The 15234-nt window shown below is 64.0% G+C and carries 19 protein-coding genes; 7 read left to right on the plus strand and 12 right to left on the minus strand.

The genetic code is table 11. From position 1 onward, the window contains the following. Positions 1–7: 7 nt before the first annotated feature. Positions 8–904, plus strand: coding sequence for an alpha/beta fold hydrolase (locus I6F37_RS08275; protein WP_225150897.1), 897 nt, complete (start codon positions 8–10; stop codon positions 902–904). A 97-nt stretch (positions 905–1001) separates the two neighbouring features. Here the strand turns inward: I6F37_RS08275 and I6F37_RS08280 are convergent, their stop codons facing one another. Further along, entirely contained in the window at positions 1002–1706 is a 705-nt protein-coding gene (locus tag I6F37_RS08280) for a hypothetical protein (protein WP_225150899.1), read from the minus strand. A 303-nt stretch (positions 1707–2009) separates the two neighbouring features. Here I6F37_RS08280 and I6F37_RS08285 point away from each other — a divergent pair, with 303 nt between their 5' ends. Further along, complete coding sequence (locus I6F37_RS08285; RefSeq protein WP_225150901.1) at positions 2010–2462, plus strand: hypothetical protein; 453 nt, start codon at positions 2010–2012, stop codon at positions 2460–2462. A gap of 102 nt (positions 2463–2564) precedes the next feature. Here I6F37_RS08285 and I6F37_RS08290 read toward each other — a convergent pair whose 3' ends face one another. The 3 genes from I6F37_RS08290 to I6F37_RS08300 all read right to left on the minus strand — a co-directional run bounded on the left by I6F37_RS08290 (position 2565) and on the right by I6F37_RS08300 (position 5386). Beyond that, positions 2565–3386: a tetratricopeptide repeat protein gene (locus I6F37_RS08290; RefSeq protein ID WP_225150903.1), complete on the minus strand. Its 822-nt coding sequence runs from the start codon at positions 3384–3386 to the stop codon at positions 2565–2567. 69 nt (positions 3387–3455) lie between these two features. Further along, positions 3456–4157: a GrlR family regulatory protein gene (locus tag I6F37_RS08295; protein ID WP_225151159.1), complete on the minus strand. Its 702-nt coding sequence runs from the start codon at positions 4155–4157 to the stop codon at positions 3456–3458. 194 nt (positions 4158–4351) lie between these two features. Next, complete coding sequence (locus tag I6F37_RS08300; RefSeq protein ID WP_036000382.1) at positions 4352–5386, minus strand: glutamine synthetase beta-grasp domain-containing protein; 1035 nt, start codon at positions 5384–5386, stop codon at positions 4352–4354. Positions 5387–5924: 538 nt separating this feature from the next. On the opposite strand from I6F37_RS08300, the gene I6F37_RS08305 reads away from it, so the two are divergent. After that, complete coding sequence (locus I6F37_RS08305; protein WP_036022780.1) at positions 5925–6128, plus strand: DUF2735 domain-containing protein; 204 nt, start codon at positions 5925–5927, stop codon at positions 6126–6128. Positions 6129–6239: 111 nt separating this feature from the next. On the opposite strand, the gene I6F37_RS08310 is transcribed toward I6F37_RS08305, so the two are convergent. Further along, positions 6240–6566, minus strand: a complete 327-nt coding sequence (locus tag I6F37_RS08310; RefSeq protein WP_036000389.1) for an MliC family protein — start codon at positions 6564–6566, stop codon at positions 6240–6242. A gap of 86 nt (positions 6567–6652) precedes the next feature. On the opposite strand from I6F37_RS08310, the gene I6F37_RS08315 reads away from it, so the two are divergent. The 4 genes from I6F37_RS08315 to I6F37_RS08330 all read left to right on the plus strand — a co-directional run bounded on the left by I6F37_RS08315 (position 6653) and on the right by I6F37_RS08330 (position 9280). Next, positions 6653–7396 carry a tyrosine-protein phosphatase gene (locus I6F37_RS08315; RefSeq protein WP_036000457.1) on the plus strand — a complete coding sequence of 248 codons (744 nt, stop codon included), beginning with the start codon at positions 6653–6655 and terminating at the stop codon, positions 7394–7396. Positions 7397–7420: 24 nt separating this feature from the next. Then, positions 7421–8101 (plus strand): SDR family oxidoreductase, encoded by a 681-nt coding sequence (locus I6F37_RS08320; protein ID WP_036000391.1) that lies wholly within the window; start codon positions 7421–7423, stop codon positions 8099–8101. A 98-nt stretch (positions 8102–8199) separates the two neighbouring features. Continuing rightward, positions 8200–8886: a DUF2161 domain-containing phosphodiesterase gene (locus I6F37_RS08325; protein ID WP_225141676.1), complete on the plus strand. Its 687-nt coding sequence runs from the start codon at positions 8200–8202 to the stop codon at positions 8884–8886. Between the two features lie 94 nt (positions 8887–8980). After that, on the plus strand, positions 8981–9280 hold the full coding sequence (locus tag I6F37_RS08330) for a hypothetical protein (RefSeq protein WP_036000395.1): 300 nt from the start codon (positions 8981–8983) through the stop codon (positions 9278–9280). An 80-nt stretch (positions 9281–9360) separates the two neighbouring features. Here I6F37_RS08330 and I6F37_RS08335 read toward each other — a convergent pair whose 3' ends face one another. From I6F37_RS08335 to I6F37_RS08365, 7 genes are all read right to left on the minus strand, one after another. Then, entirely contained in the window at positions 9361–9966 is a 606-nt protein-coding gene (locus I6F37_RS08335; protein WP_109143965.1) for a GNAT family N-acetyltransferase, read from the minus strand. A 152-nt stretch (positions 9967–10118) separates the two neighbouring features. Further along, a complete protein-coding gene (locus I6F37_RS08340; protein ID WP_036000401.1) occupies positions 10119–10517 on the minus strand; it encodes a PaaI family thioesterase in 399 nt (132 codons plus the stop codon). 140 nt (positions 10518–10657) lie between these two features. After that, on the minus strand, positions 10658–11860 hold the full coding sequence (gene kynU, locus I6F37_RS08345) for a kynureninase (protein ID WP_225150905.1): 1203 nt from the start codon (positions 11858–11860) through the stop codon (positions 10658–10660). 8 nt (positions 11861–11868) lie between these two features. Further along, the gene (gene kynA / locus I6F37_RS08350; protein ID WP_036022774.1) at positions 11869–12708 is read right to left on the minus strand and encodes a tryptophan 2,3-dioxygenase; all 840 of its coding nucleotides are present in this window, start codon (positions 12706–12708) and stop codon (positions 11869–11871) included. Between the two features lie 32 nt (positions 12709–12740). Next, on the minus strand, positions 12741–13553 hold the full coding sequence (locus I6F37_RS08355; RefSeq protein ID WP_225150907.1) for an alpha/beta hydrolase: 813 nt from the start codon (positions 13551–13553) through the stop codon (positions 12741–12743). A gap of 112 nt (positions 13554–13665) precedes the next feature. Next, positions 13666–13947: a hypothetical protein gene (locus I6F37_RS08360; RefSeq protein ID WP_225150908.1), complete on the minus strand. Its 282-nt coding sequence runs from the start codon at positions 13945–13947 to the stop codon at positions 13666–13668. 5 nt (positions 13948–13952) lie between these two features. Then, entirely contained in the window at positions 13953–15230 is a 1278-nt protein-coding gene (locus tag I6F37_RS08365) for an ArgE/DapE family deacylase (RefSeq protein ID WP_036000410.1), read from the minus strand. Positions 15231–15234 lie beyond the last annotated feature (4 nt).

Genomic DNA, 15234 nt, shown 5'->3' on the forward strand with positions numbered 1-15234 from the left:
GGTCGGTATGAGCGTGCGGGCAACAAATCGCGATCTGCGTTCGACACGACAGTCGATCGCCTATCGCAGCATCGAGATCGAAGGCCTCGAGATCTTCTACAGGGAGGCAGGGTCGGTCGATGCGCCGACCGTGCTGCTGCTGCACGGCTTTCCATCCTCATCGCGGATGTGGGAGCCGTTGCTGCCGCTCCTTGCCGATCGATATCACCTGATTGCGCCTGATTATCCCGGCTTCGGTCACAGCAGCGCGCCGCCGACATCCGATTTCACCTATACGTTCGACCGGCTCGCGCAGATCATGGACACGTTTGTGACGAAGCTCGGCCTCGCCAAGTATGTCCTGTTCGTTCAGGACTATGGCGGGCTCGTCGGCTTCCGCCTAGCGCTCGCTCATCCCGAACGGGTGCGCAGCATCGTTGTCCAGAACGCGGTGTCGCATGAGCAGGGTTTGAGTTCGCTGTGGGACGCCCGCCGCAGGTACTGGGCCGATCCGGCCGGCGAACTCGATAACCTCAAGGCCAATTTCACCTCGCTGGAGGCAACCCGGCTGCGGCATGTCGGGACCAGCCCGCATCCCGAGCGGTATGATCCGGATAGCTGGACCGACGAGCACGCGTTTCTCTCCCGTCCGGGTCAGGCGGATATTCAGGCGAAATTGTTCCTGGACTATCGCAGCAACGTCGCATCCTATCCGCGCTGGCAGAAATGGCTTCGCGAAGTTCAGCCACCGGTGCTAGTGGTCTGGGGAAAGTACGATCCTTCGTTCACCGTGGCGGGGGCAACTGCGTACGTCGACGATGTGCCTGACGCGGAGGTCCACCTGCTTGAAGCAGGTCATTTCGCGTTGGACGAGGCGACCGATAAGGTCGCCGAACTGGTTCGGCGCTTTCTTGCTAATTGCTAGGTGTGGTTGGTTAATGGCGCCTATGGCCCAATGCGGACATCCAGATGCGCGACTTGATTGTCGCCTCCGGAGCAGACGCGACAGAACGATCGGCGCCCTACGCTCTTCGCATCAGCTTGAGCGACGCCCTCAGCCGCAGGCTCCGCTTTCCCGCGAGCGCGATGCCTTCGAGCTCGCCGCTGTCTTCCGTGCAGGTCCCGGAGAAGCCGATGCCGACCTCGAGGCCGCCGAACACCGGGTTCTCGCCTTTCGCCGGCGTGTGCTCCTGGTTCAGCATCTCGCCCTTCCAGCGGCCGTCCGCCGAGGAATAGGCGCCGAGATAGTAGAAGAACGCATCGCCTCCGAGGATGCGCCCGTCGATCAGCAGCATCACGCCGGACAGTCCAGCATCGACGCCGTCGAGAGCGCGCAAGCCCATCCCATAGAGCCCGTTGGCGATGCCGCCCGGTCCGACCGTTCCGCTCGGCGGCAAGCCTTCGTCGTCGAGGCGCGTGAGATTGGCCCAGAACCTGGCGCCGGGCATGGTGTCCGCGCCGCCCTCGAGACGGATCTGGTTGCCGTAGAGCCGGCCACGCGCTCCGATCGAGGCGACGTCGGCGCCCATCAGCGGCTTGTAGCTGGGGTCGAGGTTGTGCCGCTCGGTGATGACCTGGGCGATGATCTCGCCGTCGCGCTCGACATAGGTACCGAGATGCGCGAAGCCAGAATTGCCGCCAAGCATCCTGCCGTCGTGCAGGCACATGATGCTGCAGCCGAACCCATCGTTGATGCCGTATTCAACCTTGTAGAGCCCGTCCAGCAACGTCCTGAACCTGCAAATTGAGAATGAATTGCGGGCTACCTAGCATCGACGCCACAGCGAAGCCACCGGCTTTTCCGCGCATCGCCACCCCGGGGACCTTCGCCCGCCATGATGCCATTATGCCCCTGTTTTGCCCGACGGGTCAAAACTCCACTTCGTAAAACCCGCAGTCAATGTTTTCAGGGACTTGGCTACTATGCATGGGGTTGTTTTGGAGGTTTGTTTGCCGGCCTCCGAAAAAAGCTCCTCGGCCGACCGGTGCCAGGCTCGAACCTGCCCCCACGGACGCACGACCAATCGCGCATGGACACGCAATCAGCCGAAGACGAGCTCAGCGCGATCATCGCCGGCGCCGCGAAGCAGCCGCTGCTCGATGCCGCCTACGCGCTCTGGCGCCAACGCTACCGTCTGGAGGCCATCGCGGGCCGCCCCACCGCCGAAGAGGTGCGGGTCAATCGCACCTTCTCGCCGGAGGAATTCATCATCCAGTACCGCCATGAACGCGCCCACGCCCATGAAGGGCCGATGTTCGGCTATGTGAAGCGCGCTCATCCGCGCGCCGACGATCAGGCGATCCGGCAAGCCATCATCACGGCGGTCAAATTCGAAGACGCCTACAACAAGCACTTCGACTGGAACGGCGATTTCGACGATTGCGTGGCGCGCGCGGTGAAACAGGCCGCGCGGAAATATCCGCATTATCTCGAGACCACCTACCGCGATGCCCGCAACGATCTCGCCTACTACATGAAGTGAACTAGAGCATGATCCGGAAAAGTGTGAAGCGGTTTTCCGAAAAGATCATGCTCAAACAATAGGCTAAAGCGCGATGACGATTCATCCTGATCGCATCGCGCTTTAGAAGCACAGCGTGGTGACCAGCCTGCCCTGCTTGTCCTTGATCGCATAGGGACAGCGAATGCGCTCCAGCGCCTTCTTGGCATCCTCGTCGCCGAGCGCGGCGGCGCGCTCGTAGTAGGCCTTTGCGGCGTCCTTGTCCTTCGCACCGCCGCGCCCCTCCTGCGCGAAGGCGCCCATCCGCTCCAGCGCGCCTGGATGGTTTTGCGCCGCCGCCTTCTCGAACAGCGCGCGCGCCGCGACATCGTCCTTTGCGCCGCCATCGCCTTCAGACAACGTCAGGCCGAGCTGGTACTGCGCTTCCGCATTGGTCTCGGCGGCCTTGCCGAGCAGCGCACGGGCTTGGGCGGGATCGGCCGGCGCGGCGCCACCTGCGCCACCGAGCGCTGCGAGATTGCTGACGCCGCGCGGGTTGCCGGCCTGCGCCGCCTTCTCGAAAAGCTTACGCGCCTGCGCCTCGTCCTTGGCGACGCCCGAGCCGGTGGCGTAGGTAACACCGAGCTCGACCATCGCCGCACTCGATCCCTTGTCGGCCGCCTTGCGCCAGGCAGCGATCGCCTCAGCGGTCTGCCGGTTCGCCGCGTAAGCGCGCCCGAGCTCGAACATCGCGCGGCGCGAGGCGTTTGCCGCCTGCTTGCAGAACTTGACCGCGGTCGCGATGTCGGCGGAAGCGATCTCCGCGACGCCCTTCACGTCGCCCGGCTTGTCGGGATCGCTGGGATCGGCGGCGAGACGGTCACACAACACGAGGTCGGCCGATTGCGCCTGCGCCGTCAGGGGCGCGGCGAGCGCAAAGAGCATGGCAAGGAGGAAAGTCCGCATGATCGTCACGTTGCGTCTGTGGCCCGGCAAATTCAAGGCTCAAGTCGGTTCGCGTCTGCGATGGGTGGCTCAGGCGCGATGCATCAGCTTGAGCGCTGCGGTCAGGCGCAAGCTCCGCTTGCCGGCCAGCGCGGTTGCCTCCAGCACCGCCTGCTCCGCGTCATAGCTGCCGGAGAAGCCGATGCCGACCTCGTGGCCGCCGAAGATCGGATCGTCCTTGGCCGGCGTGTGCTCCTGGTTGAGGATCTGGCCCTTCCAGCGGCCCTTCGCGGCGGTGTAGCTGCCGAGATAATAGAAAGCCGCATCGCCGCCGAGGATGCGGCCCTGGTTCAGCAGCATCACGCCGGTGAGTCCGCCGTCGAGGCCGTCGAGCATGCGCAAATGGATGGAGTAGAGACCGTCGCTGATGCCGGCTTCGCCGACGCCGCCGGCGATGGGCACCTGCTCGTCAGTGATCGGCGTCATCAGCGACTGAAACGGAACGCCTGGCAGCTCCTTGAGCTCGCCTTTGAAACGATAGAGATCGCCGTCGGCCCAGCCCTTCGCGATCAGGGTTGCATCGTCGGTGCCGGCCATGGCGCGGTAGCTCGGATCGGGATTATGGCGGACGGTCTTGATCACGATGTCGACGCCGCTGCCCGTCTTCTCGTAGCTGCCGATATGGGCGAAGGCCGAATTGCCGCCGAGCATCTTGCCGTCGCCGGCATGCATCACGCTGCGGCCGACGGTATCGCCGAGCTGAAATCTGACTTTGTAGAAGCCTTCAATCACCAGCCGTGTCCCCGGCCCTGCGCGCATCCGGATGCACTCTATCCCGCTTTCGGCGGCGATGGACAAGTTTCGCGGCGCCCGGGTCGGCAGGCACAGGAACGGTTGTCATCAAAATGCAAAAATCCGCCGGAGCCTTCGCTCCGGCGGATTGAATGCCAACCCGGGCCAGCCCCCCAGCCCGGGCCGGGAGGATCTTAGGCCGCGGCCTTCTTGTCGGTCGGCACGGACGAGATCGTCTTCAGGATCTGCGAAGCGATCTGGTAGGGGTCGCCTTGCGAGTTCGGACGGCGGTCTTCCAGATAGCCCTTGTAGCCGTTGTTGACGAAGGAGTGCGGAACGCGGATCGAAGCGCCGCGGTCGGCAACGCCGTAGCTGAACTTGTTCCACGGCGCGGTCTCGTGCTTGCCGGTCAGACGCTTGTCGTTGTCCGGGCCGTAGACGGCGATGTGGTCCATCAGGTTCTTCTCGAAGGCGGCCATCAGCGCCTCGAAATACTCCTTGCCGCCGACTTCACGCATATAGGCGGTCGAGAAGTTGGCGTGCATGCCCGAGCCGTTCCAGTCGGTGTCGCCGAGCGGCTTGCAGTGGAATTCGATGTCGATGCCGTACTTCTCGGTGAGGCGCAGCATCAGGTAGCGGGCCATCCACATCTGGTCGGCAGCGGTCTTGGAGCCCTTGCCGAAGATCTGGAATTCCCACTGGCCCTTGGCGACTTCCGCGTTGATGCCTTCATGGTTGATGCCGGCAGCCAAGCACAGGTCGAGATGCTCTTCGACGATCTTGCGGGCGACGTCGCCGACGTTCGAGTAGCCGACGCCGGTGTAGTACGGGCCTTGCGGCGCCGGATAGCCGGCGGTCGGGAAGCCGAGCGGACGGCCGTCCTTGTAGAAGAAGTATTCCTGCTCGAAGCCGAACCAGGCGCCGGAATCGTCCAGGATGGTGGCGCGCTTGTTGGACGGATGCGGGGTCTTGCCATCGGGCATCATGACTTCGCACATCACCAGCACGCCGTTGGTGCGCGCACCGTCCGGAAACACCGCGACCGGCTTCAGCACGCAATCGGAGCTGTGGCCTTCGGCCTGCTGGGTGGAGGAGCCGTCGAAGCCCCAGAGCGGAAGCTGCTCGAGCGTCGGGAACGACGCGAATTCCTTGATCTGAGTTTTGCCGCGCAAGTTCGGAGTCGGCGTATATCCGTCGAGCCAGATGTACTCGAGCTTGTACTTGGTCATTGAGCCTCTCTGTAGATGATGCGAAAGGTTGGGGGCCCGGGAGGGCCCCCGCACGTTTGTACCCGGCCATCATCGGCCAGCCTTTCCCAAGCATTTCGCGTGCCAAAAGGCCGCAGTACGGGCGGTTTTCCACCGCTTCCGGCTCCTCTTCGCCACAGACGGGCCCTCCACGGCACCGTGCGTCATAGCCGCGCACCTTGGCCCGAAGCTGCACTGCAAAAATCCGGCGGAAAACGCCCGATTTAGAAGCAGCGGACGCCGACCGCGCATTGCCGATGAAACGCGCATCAACGTCCGGTAACTTTCGCAAACTCCCCCACCCCTCCTCAGCAACCTTCGGAATAGCCCACGCGTTGTCAGCGGTAGCGTGCCTTGGAGGATGCAGAAGGCTTCCTGCCTACAAATTGAGCGGAAACTGATTTCCTTTTCAGCACTTTCCAATCGGGGATGAGCGGCCGATATGGGGATTCCAGTAACCACAATCGAACGAGTCGGGCGCACCATGGAGGCCAAGGCGCTTCGACCAAGGAGAATCGCAATGATGAACAATGGTCTGAGTCACGGATCTGCAAAGATCTACCAATTCCCCGTCGGCGGCCGTGCGGCCCTCGCCGGACGCCGCTATGGCGAGACCCGCCTTCCCGCCGATCAGGCTTCGCTGCCCGCGAACGTCTCGATCTGCAGCGACAGCTGGTATCACCAGGATGCGGTCGACGAAGCCAAGCCCAAATGGGAACGCTGATGCCAGCTGCTGGTCTGACAGTGCCGGGCTTTCGCAAGCGGCCGGCGGCAGTTTGAAAAAGGGTCGAAACAACGGCGTTTCGGCCCTTTTTAATTCCAGGTGCGCCCGCGCCTAGATCCCGGGCTTGTCGACCACCGCGCAGGCCGTAACCGGCCGCTTCAGGTGTTTGACCGTAGCGGGCCCGGTCTTGGGAATCCTCAGCGTGACTCCCGCCCCCGAATAGCGCATCCCCGAAACCGCCAGCCGCTTGGCGAGCGTAACCGGCTGGCCATCGATCTGGACGAAGGCCCGCTTGTCGTGGTCATAAAAGCCTAGGATGAACTGCGTACCATCGGCGCAGCGGTAGGTGTGGAAGGTCTGCGCATCGGCCTGCCGCGCACCGACCATTGCGCCCGCCAGCATGCTGACCGTCAAAACAATGGCCTTGTGCCGGCCCATGATCGCCCCCTGTAATAGACCGCAAGGACGCCAAACGTGCATCCGGTGGAACCATAACCCAAGCTGATCCCATGCAAGACTCCTCCCTGAAGGACTCCCCCGCCCGCCATCTCGCCCTTCAGGGTGCGAGCAATTTCCGCGACCTCGGCGGCTACCCGACCATTGATGGCCGCACCACACGCTGGCGGCACATCTTCCGCTCCAACCATCTCGGCCAGCTCACCGCTGCCGACATCGAGGTCGTCCGCGCGCTGGGCGTGCGCAGCGCGTTCGATTTCCGTGGCCTGGAGGAGCGCGCGGCCGGCATCTGCGTCGTGGACGAGATCACGGTGCATTCGCTGCCGATCGAGCCGACCGTCGTGGCCGGGCTGCGCGCCGAGCTCGCGAAGGGCACGCTGACCGCGGCCGTGGCGCTCGAGCTCATGCGCGAGTCCTATCGCAATTATGTGCGCCACAACACGCACAGCTTCCGCGCGCTGTTCGGTCATTTGCTGGAAGATCGCGCGCCGCTCGTGATTCACTGCACCGCCGGCAAGGACCGCACCGGCTTCGCCAGCGCGCTGATCCTGCATGCGCTCGGCGTGGCGGACGAGGTCATCGCCGAGGATTATCTCTTGACCAACCGGCACTACAAGCGCGACCCGTCGAACGTCTTCGATCTGCCCGCCGACGTCCTCGACGCGATCGGCAGCGTCGAGGCCTCGTACCTTGCGGCCGCTTTCGAAGCGGTCGGCAGCGAATATGGCGATCTCGAAACCTATTTGCGCGACGGGCTCAAGCTCGGCACGGCAGAGCGAGACGCGCTGAAGACGCGCTATCTGCAAGCATAGGGCGGCTGTGCCGGGAGAACGATCATGCAAGGCAAGATCTTGATCGTGACGGGCGCACGCGGCGCGCTCGGCCAAGTAGTCGCGGAAACGGCGCTGGTACGCGGCGCGCGCGTGGCTGGCATCGATCACGCGTCTTCGCAAACCGCCGCAAGCGCTGACCACATCGACATCGCGGGCGTTGACCTGTCCGACCCAGCGCAGGCGAAAACGGCCGTCGATGCGGCGGCAAAGCATTTCGGCCGGCTCGACGCATTGATCAACATCGCCGGCGGCTTTGCCTTCGAGACCGTCGGCGACGGCGATATCGCGACGTGGCAGCGCATGCATGCGCTGAACGTGCTGACCGCGCTCAACGCCTCGCGTGCGGCGTTGCCGCACCTTGCCAAGTCCACGGCCGGCCGCATCGTCAATATCGGCGCCATGGGCGCACTGCAGGCCGGCAACGGGATGGGCCCCTATGCCGCGTCGAAAGCCGGCGTGCATCGCCTGACCGAGGCCCTCGCAAACGAGTGGAAGGGCAAGGTTACCGTCAACGCGGTGCTGCCCTCGATCATAGACACCGCGGCCAACCGCGCCGACATGCCGAAAGCCGACTTTTCCAAATGGGTGACGCCCCAGGAGCTCGCCGAAGTCATCCTGTTCCTCGCCAGCGATGCCGCGAGCGGCGTCACGGGCGCCCTGATCCCGGTCGGTGGCCGGGTGTAGTCGCGTTCCGATCAAAACGTTAGAGGCACCGGCTCCGATTCAATCGGGGCCGAGAACGCTCTAGACTGGCTGCAACTGATTCTCTGATCGGACGTCCCTTGGAAACCGCGCTTTACCTGCCCGTCAAACGCTTCCTCGAAGAGCTCGGCTTCACGGTCAAGGGCGAGATCGGTGGTTGCGATCTCGTCGGCCTCAGCGCGGGCGATCCGCCAGTGGTGGTGATCGGCGAGCTCAAGCTTGCCTTTAATCTCGAGCTGATCCTGCAGGCGGTCGATCGCGCGCCGGCCGGTGACGAGGTCTGGATCGCAGCGAAGATGTCCGCGCGGGGCAAGGGACGCGAGAGCGACGCACGCTATCGCAATCTCTGCCGCCGCCTCGGCTTCGGCATGCTCGGCGTGACCGATCGCGGCCAGGTCGAAGTGCTGGTGAAGCCGCCGACCGCGGCGCCGCGCCGCGAGCCGAAGGTGCGCTCGCGTCTCGTCGCCGAGCATCAGCGCCGCCAGGGCGACCCCGTGCTCGGCGGCAGCACCCGCGCACCGATCATGACGGCCTATCGCCAGCAGGCGCTGGCCTGCGCGTCGGCTCTTGCCGAAGGGCCGAAGCCGGTGCGCGAGCTGCGCGAACGCTGCCCCGATGCCGGCAAGATCTTGCTTAACAATGTGTATGGCTGGTTCGAACGCACGGAGCGGGGAATCTACCGGCTCACCGAAGCTGGACACGCCGCCCTGAACCGTTGGCCTCAGCAACGGGTGGAGGTCGGCGCAGGTGCTGCGTCACCGCTGTGACACCAGACCGGTGCATAGCTGAGATGCCGCACCGATTTCATATTGCAATGCAACATTGGCGGCACTAGGTATCCGGCATCAAGATGAGGCCGTTATGAGCGCAGACTGGAATACCAAATATGGCACGCGGCGCGTCCGCCACGATCCCCCGACCCTGGACGAGGCGATCTTCGCCGCTGTCGGCATCACAGACGACCAGGCGCAGCAGGCCGAGATCGCCGCAGCCTTGATGGGGATGCCGCTCGACGTCGTCCAGGCCGAGGTGAAGAAGCAGGCCCGCTCCAACAGCCGCATCACCGCCACCCGCGTGATCGCCGGCGAACAGGGCGCGCAGCGCTCCGTCGTGGTCGAACGCCGCGTCGTCCGCCGCTTCGGCGCCGGCACGCGCAGCTGAGCATTCCTTTCATCGCACCGAACACGAAAGCGGACCGGCCTGGCCGGTCCGCTTTTTGATTCCTGTCCGCAATTTCCCGGTTATGCGGCGCGATTGCCGTACATGCTCGAGATCAGCTTCCAGCACGTGCTGTTGAAGCTGAGAAGCGCGCGCCCGGCCGTGAACGGCGAGGCCGCGAGATCGGCAAGCTCGGCCTCGGGCGTCTTGGCGAGGTCGATCGTGCCGGTCGATTCACCATGGCGGAAAGCCAGATGGGCCCCGAACTTCCTGGCGAGCGCCCGCATCGCATGATTGTCCGCGCCCGTCGTGATGCGCAGCTGCTTGTAGCCCTTCCAGCGGGCCTCTGCGATCAGGCGGCGGAACAGCACGGTGCCGACGCCCTGGCGGCGCGCGGAGGCTTCCACGCTGAAGGCGACCTCCGGCAAGGAACCGTCCTCCGGCGGGTGCAGCTCGGCCGCGCCGCGCACCACGCCTTCGACGATATAGGCAACGATGACGGTGCCGTCCTCGGCACAGCGGGCGGCGTAGCGCTCGATGAAGCTGTCGTCGAGAAAGCCGTTGAAACGGTCGTGCCGGCTGCCGGCATCAAGCCTCAGCAGGTGATCGCGCAGGAGCGGCAATTCTTCCTGCTGGATCAGGGTCCGCACATAGCCGGGAACGGTACGGACGGCGTCTTCAAGTACCACGTCAGAACTCCTCTTGGTGTTCCCTCGAGGAGGCGTTCGAATCCCTAGGCCTCCTATATTGTGCATCGCACCATGATTTTCAAGACGGAGACCTGCCCAAGTTTCGGGCACCGAAGCGACCAATTCGTTAATAAAATCAAAGTCCCATAGTTTCACAGGACCAGCTGGGTCTGGGTCACCACCGCAACCAATTTGCCGTCCTCGGTTTCCAATCTGGTGGTCCAGACCTGGGTCCGCCGACCCCTGTGCACCGGGGTGGCGGTGGCGATGACCGTGGCCCCCTCCTTGGCCCCACCGATGAAATTGGTCTTGCTCTCCAGCGTGGTCGTACCCTTGGCGTCCTCGGGCAGATTGATCACGGTCGCTGCCGCGCCGACGGAATCGGCCAGCGCCATCACGGCCCCGCCGTGGATGGTGTGGTGAAGCGTGCAGAGTTCTGGCCGGACCGTCATCCGCGCCACCACGCGGTCCTTCTCCGCCTCGACAAATTCGACGCCCTTGAGTTCGGCGAACGGCATCTTCATCGCTTTAAGTTTCTCGAGCGGCGTCATCGGATCTCCTCCCAACTTTTTGTTGGCTCAACGTGAATTGCTTCAAGCCGCAAAGCAATGACGTCCGAGGTAATGGCGATGCTGACATCGGCGCGCAGAGCCGGGAAGCGCTGCACTGCGTCCGGGGCACGAGACCACCCTCACGTCACTGCATGCACGACCTGATACTCCGGCCGTCGCCACACCTCCCCTGAAATCACCTCTTCGACGATCTCCGCGGCCCGCACGATCTCGCTCTCGCCGATGTACAGCGGCGTGAGGCCGAAGCGCATGATGTCGGGCGCGCGAAAGTCGCCGACGACACCGCGGGCGATCAGGGCCTGCATCGCGGCGTAGCCGCCGGCGAAGGCGAAGGAGACTTGCGAGCCGCGCCGCTCATGGTCGCGCGGCGTCACGAGCTTGAGTTGCGGACAACGGCGCTCGACTTCACCGATCAGGAGATCGCCCAGCGCCAGCGAACGCGCACGAACCTGCTTGATATCGACCTTGTCCCAGATATCGAGCGAGGCCTCCAACGCCGCCATGGCGAGCACCGGCGGGGTGCCGACGCGCATGCGCTCGACGCCGCCCGCGGACGCATAGGCAAGCTCGAAAGCAAACGGTTTTGCGTGGCCCATCCACCCCGACAGCGCGGCGCGCGCGCCGTCGGCATGGCGCGGTGCGACATAGAGGAAGGCCGGCGCGCCGGGGCCGGCGTTGAGATATTTGTAGGTGCACCCCGCGGCGAAATCGGCGCCGCTCCCGGCGAGATCGACCGGCAGCGCGCCGGCGGAATGGGCGAGATCCCAGACCGTGACGATGCCGAGCGCATGCGCTTTCGCTGTCAACTTCGCCATGTCGTGGCGGCGGCCGGTGCGGTAGTCGACCTCGGTGATGTACAGAACGGCGATCTCCTCAGACAATGCGTCCTCGATCTCCTCCGGTGCTACCAGGCGCAATTGATGGCCCCGTCCGAGCGTCGCGATCAGGCCTTCGGCCATGTATAGGTCAGTCGGGAAGTTACCGGTATCCGACAGGATCACCTTGCGCGAGACGCTCATGTCGAGCGCGGCAGCTAGCGCCTGATAGACCTTGAGCGACAGCGTGTCGCCGACCATGACCGAGCCGGCCTCCGCGCCGATCAACCGCGCGATGCGGTCGCCGACATGGCGCGGCTGCACATACCAGCCTGCACTATTCCAGGCGCGGATCAGCTCGTTGCCCCATTCCTCGGTGATCACGCGGTTGACACGCTCGGCAACGCCCAGCGGCAGCGCACCCAGCGAGTTGCCGTCGAGATAGATCACGCCGTCAGGCAAATGGAACAAGGCTCTAGTATCGTCGTAGACGCGAAGCCGGGTCATGGACATCCCTACAGAATCGTACGCACGCGCCAGAGTTCGGGAAACAGTTCGACTTCGAGCATGCGCTTGAGATAACTGACGCCGCCAGTGCCGCCGGTACCACGCTTGAAGCCGATGACGCGCTCGACCGTGGTGACGTGGTTGAAGCGCCAGCGCCGGAAATAATCCTCGAAATCGACCAGCTTCTCGGCCAGTTCGTAGAGCATCCAGTGGGTTTCCGGCGCCTCGTAGACGATACGCCAGGCCTGCAGCACGCCTTCGTTGAAGCTGTGGGTTTCGCGAACGTCGCGCGCCAGCACCGCAGCAGGCATCTTGAGCCCGTTGCGGTCGGCAAGCCGCAGCACCTCGTCATAGAGGCTCGGCGTCCCGAGCTCGGCTTCGAGCAGCTTGATCGTCTCCGCATCGTGCGCGTGCGGCTTCAGCATGGCGTGGTTGCGGTTGCCGAGCAGAAATTCGATCAGCCGGTATTGCCGCGACTGAAAGCCCGAGGATTGTCCGAGTTGCGAGCGGAAGCGGGTATACTCGCTGGGCGTCATCGTGCGCAGCACGTCCCAGGCGCCGTTGAGCTGCTCGAAGATACGCGACATCCGGGCCAGCATCTTCATCGCGGGTTGCACCTCATCCCGTGAGATCGCACGGCGCGCAGCCGCGAGCTCGTGGATGGCGAGCCGCATCCACAGTTCCGTGGTCTGATGCTGGATGATGAACAGCATCTCGTCATGCGCCTCCGACAGCGGATGCTGCGCACCCAGGATCGCGTCCAGCGCGAGATAATCACCGTAGGACATGCGCCGGGTGAAATCGGTCTCGGCGCCTTCGCTTGTGGGATCGTAATCGCTGGACGTCATGGCTGGCCCCTCTCGATCGATCGTCCCTGGCCTCATTCATCGAGGCCGATCAGGCGCGCGGTGATCTGTGACGACGGATCCTTGAGCCCGTCGATCACCGTGAAATGGTTGAGGCCGGGCTCGACGACGAGGTGCGTCGGCACGTCGAAGCCGGTCCAGATGTTCGCCATCAGATCGGACTGGCGGATGAATTCGGGCCGCTCGCTGCCGCCGACCCAGGCCGTCACGGGCGAATGCCCTCGTGGCAGATGCAGCGCCGCGCTTTCCAGCGTCGCCTCCTCCATCGTCATGCGCAGCGTCTCGTTCATTCCCGTCTTCAGGAGCGGACGCAAGTCGTGCAGGCCGCTGATCGAGAGCGTACCGGCGATGCGGTTGTAGACGGCGGACTCGAGCCGACTGTCGTCGCACAGCATGCGCGTGACGAGATGGCCGCCGGCGGAATGGCCGGCGAGCCGGATCGGCCCCGAGACGAGCGATGCCGCTTTGGCGATCGCGGCAGTGATCTCCGCAGTGATATCGGAGATGCGGGCAGCCGGTGCCAGCGTGTAGCTCGGCAGCGCCACCGTCCAGCCATGGTGCCGCGCACCTTCGGCGAGATCGGTCCAGGTCGATTTGTCGAAGCGCATCCAGTAGCCGCCATGGACGAAGACGACGAGACCCTTGCTCTCGCCGTCAGGCAGGATCAGATCGAGCCTCTGGCGCTCGCCGGCGCCGTAGGCGATGTCGGGGCGAAATTCCTTCAGCCCGGCGCGGTAGGCCGCCGCCCGCTCCGCCCACAGAGCCGGCAGCTTGTCCGAGCCCGGGATGTGGGCCGAATTGGCGTAAGCGTCATCCCAATCGCGCATCGTTGCTCCCGAGGACTAACCGAACGCCAGTCTGCCACCGGTCAGGGCGGCATCCTAGTCTTTCTTTTAAGCTTAAAGGATCTGGACCGCGATATTATTTCCGCCTGCAGGGCTACCAGGTCTGCCGATAGCCCTTTGGAAACCAGACGCCTCTCCAAACCGGCGCCTCCATGTTGGGAACAACATGACCTTGGTCGAGCGTTCGGATATCGACGTCTTCGATCACATCAATTATGGCAGGCATGATTTGATCTTCGAAAACTGTCCGACCAAGGATGATCAATGCATCATCATAGCCGTGGGCCGTGACGCCGCACCCCAACTGGAGAGGGTTGTACGGTTCAATTCCATCGAAACGAAACCAGTATCGCCGCAAGAGGCTGTTGGTCGACACAAAGCCTACGCCTTCTCCACGCCGCACCATTCCGCGATGAACAGCGCCATCGCCTTGGTCGCCTTCTTCAATGACTCCAGGTCGACGAACTCGTTGAAGCCGTGCATCTCGCCTCCGCTGGCACCAAAACACAGACTCGGGATGCCGTGATTGAGGCCGTAGAAGCGCGTGTCGGTCAGCGCCGTGAAGACGAGGTCCTCTGGCGTGCCGCCATAGACCCTGTTGAAGGCCTTCCCGAACGCAGCCTCAGGCTCCGCGGCGTTGGTCAGCTCATAGCCTTCCGACAGGAAGCCGGACCATTCGACCTGCGGCGGATTGTTGGCGAGGAAGCGGTGGTTGCGCGAAGCGGCGGCGACGCAAGCCATGATCTCCTTCTGGTGATCGGCGATCGACCAGCCCGGCAACACCGCAATCCGGCAGTCGACATCGCACCAGGCCGGCACGCTCGAGGCCCAGTCACCGCCCTTGATGATGCCGGCGTTGAAGTTGACGGGATGGTCGAGCGTCTTGAAGTGACGGTCGGCCTTGGCCCGCTCGTTCCATTCGATCTCGAGCTTTTGCAGCGCCTGGATCAGGTGATATGCCGCCATGATCGCGTTCGCGCCGGAGCCTGCGAAGGCAACGTGGGTCGGATGCCCCTTCACGCGGAGGCGGAACCAGATCACGCCGACCTGGGAGCGCACCATCTTGCCGCCGGTCGGCTCCGGAATGAAGCAGGCGTCCGCGCGATAGCCGCGTTGCAACGTCGAGAGTGCGCCGACACCGGTGCTCTCCTCCTCGATCACCGATTGGAAATGGATCCGCGCCGTCGGCCTGAAGCCCGCGGCCTTGATCGCGTCCAGCGCATAGAGCGCACCGATCGTCCCGGACTTCATGTCGCAGGCACCGCGGCCGAACATCTTGCCGTCCTTGATGACCGGCGCGAATGGCGGCGTTTCCCACAATTCCAGCGGACCGGCCGGCACCACATCGCAGTGCCCTTGCAGGATCAGCGACTTGCCGCCATTGGTTCTCGGACGGTAAGTTCCCACGACGGATCGCGCCTTCGAGAAGTCGTGCTCGATCGGACCGAAGCCGCGCAGGTCCTTCAAATCCTCGACGTCGATATGCCAGTCGTCGACCTCGTAGCCACGTTCGCGCAGGAGATCGCCGATCATGTCCTGGCATGGTCCCTCCGCCCCGCGGGTCGAAGGGATCGCGACGAAATCGCGGGTGGTTGCGAGCTGAGCCTCGAAGCCGCTGTCGACGGCGTCAAGAATCCTCTGCTGCGTTTCGGCATTCATTCGG

It is taken from the genome of Bradyrhizobium sp. NBAIM08 (assembly GCF_020193935.1).
GTDB lineage: Bacteria > Pseudomonadota > Alphaproteobacteria > Rhizobiales > Xanthobacteraceae > Bradyrhizobium > Bradyrhizobium yuanmingense.

Coding starts and splice junctions, on each gene's coding strand:
- I6F37_RS08285 (WP_225150901.1), top strand. CDS start 2,010: ATGGACACGCAATCAGCCGAAGACGAGCTCAGCGCGATCATCGCCGGC.
- I6F37_RS08300 (WP_036000382.1), bottom strand. CDS start 5,386: ATGACCAAGTACAAGCTCGAGTACATCTGGCTCGACGGATATACGCCG.
- I6F37_RS08310 (WP_036000389.1), bottom strand. CDS start 6,566: ATGGGCCGGCACAAGGCCATTGTTTTGACGGTCAGCATGCTGGCGGGC.
- kynA (WP_036022774.1), bottom strand. CDS start 12,708: ATGACGTCCAGCGATTACGATCCCACAAGCGAAGGCGCCGAGACCGAT.
- I6F37_RS08330 (WP_036000395.1), top strand. CDS start 8,981: ATGAGCGCAGACTGGAATACCAAATATGGCACGCGGCGCGTCCGCCAC.
- I6F37_RS08290 (WP_225150903.1), bottom strand. CDS start 3,386: ATGCGGACTTTCCTCCTTGCCATGCTCTTTGCGCTCGCCGCGCCCCTG.
- I6F37_RS08365 (WP_036000410.1), bottom strand. CDS start 15,230: ATGAATGCCGAAACGCAGCAGAGGATTCTTGACGCCGTCGACAGCGGC.
- I6F37_RS08275 (WP_225150897.1), top strand. CDS start 8: ATGAGCGTGCGGGCAACAAATCGCGATCTGCGTTCGACACGACAGTCG.
- I6F37_RS08340 (WP_036000401.1), bottom strand. CDS start 10,517: ATGACGCCGCTCGAGAAACTTAAAGCGATGAAGATGCCGTTCGCCGAA.
- I6F37_RS08305 (WP_036022780.1), top strand. CDS start 5,925: ATGATGAACAATGGTCTGAGTCACGGATCTGCAAAGATCTACCAATTC.
- I6F37_RS08355 (WP_225150907.1), bottom strand. CDS start 13,553: ATGCGCGATTGGGATGACGCTTACGCCAATTCGGCCCACATCCCGGGC.
- I6F37_RS08320 (WP_036000391.1), top strand. CDS start 7,421: ATGCAAGGCAAGATCTTGATCGTGACGGGCGCACGCGGCGCGCTCGGC.
- kynU (WP_225150905.1), bottom strand. CDS start 11,860: ATGACCCGGCTTCGCGTCTACGACGATACTAGAGCCTTGTTCCATTTG.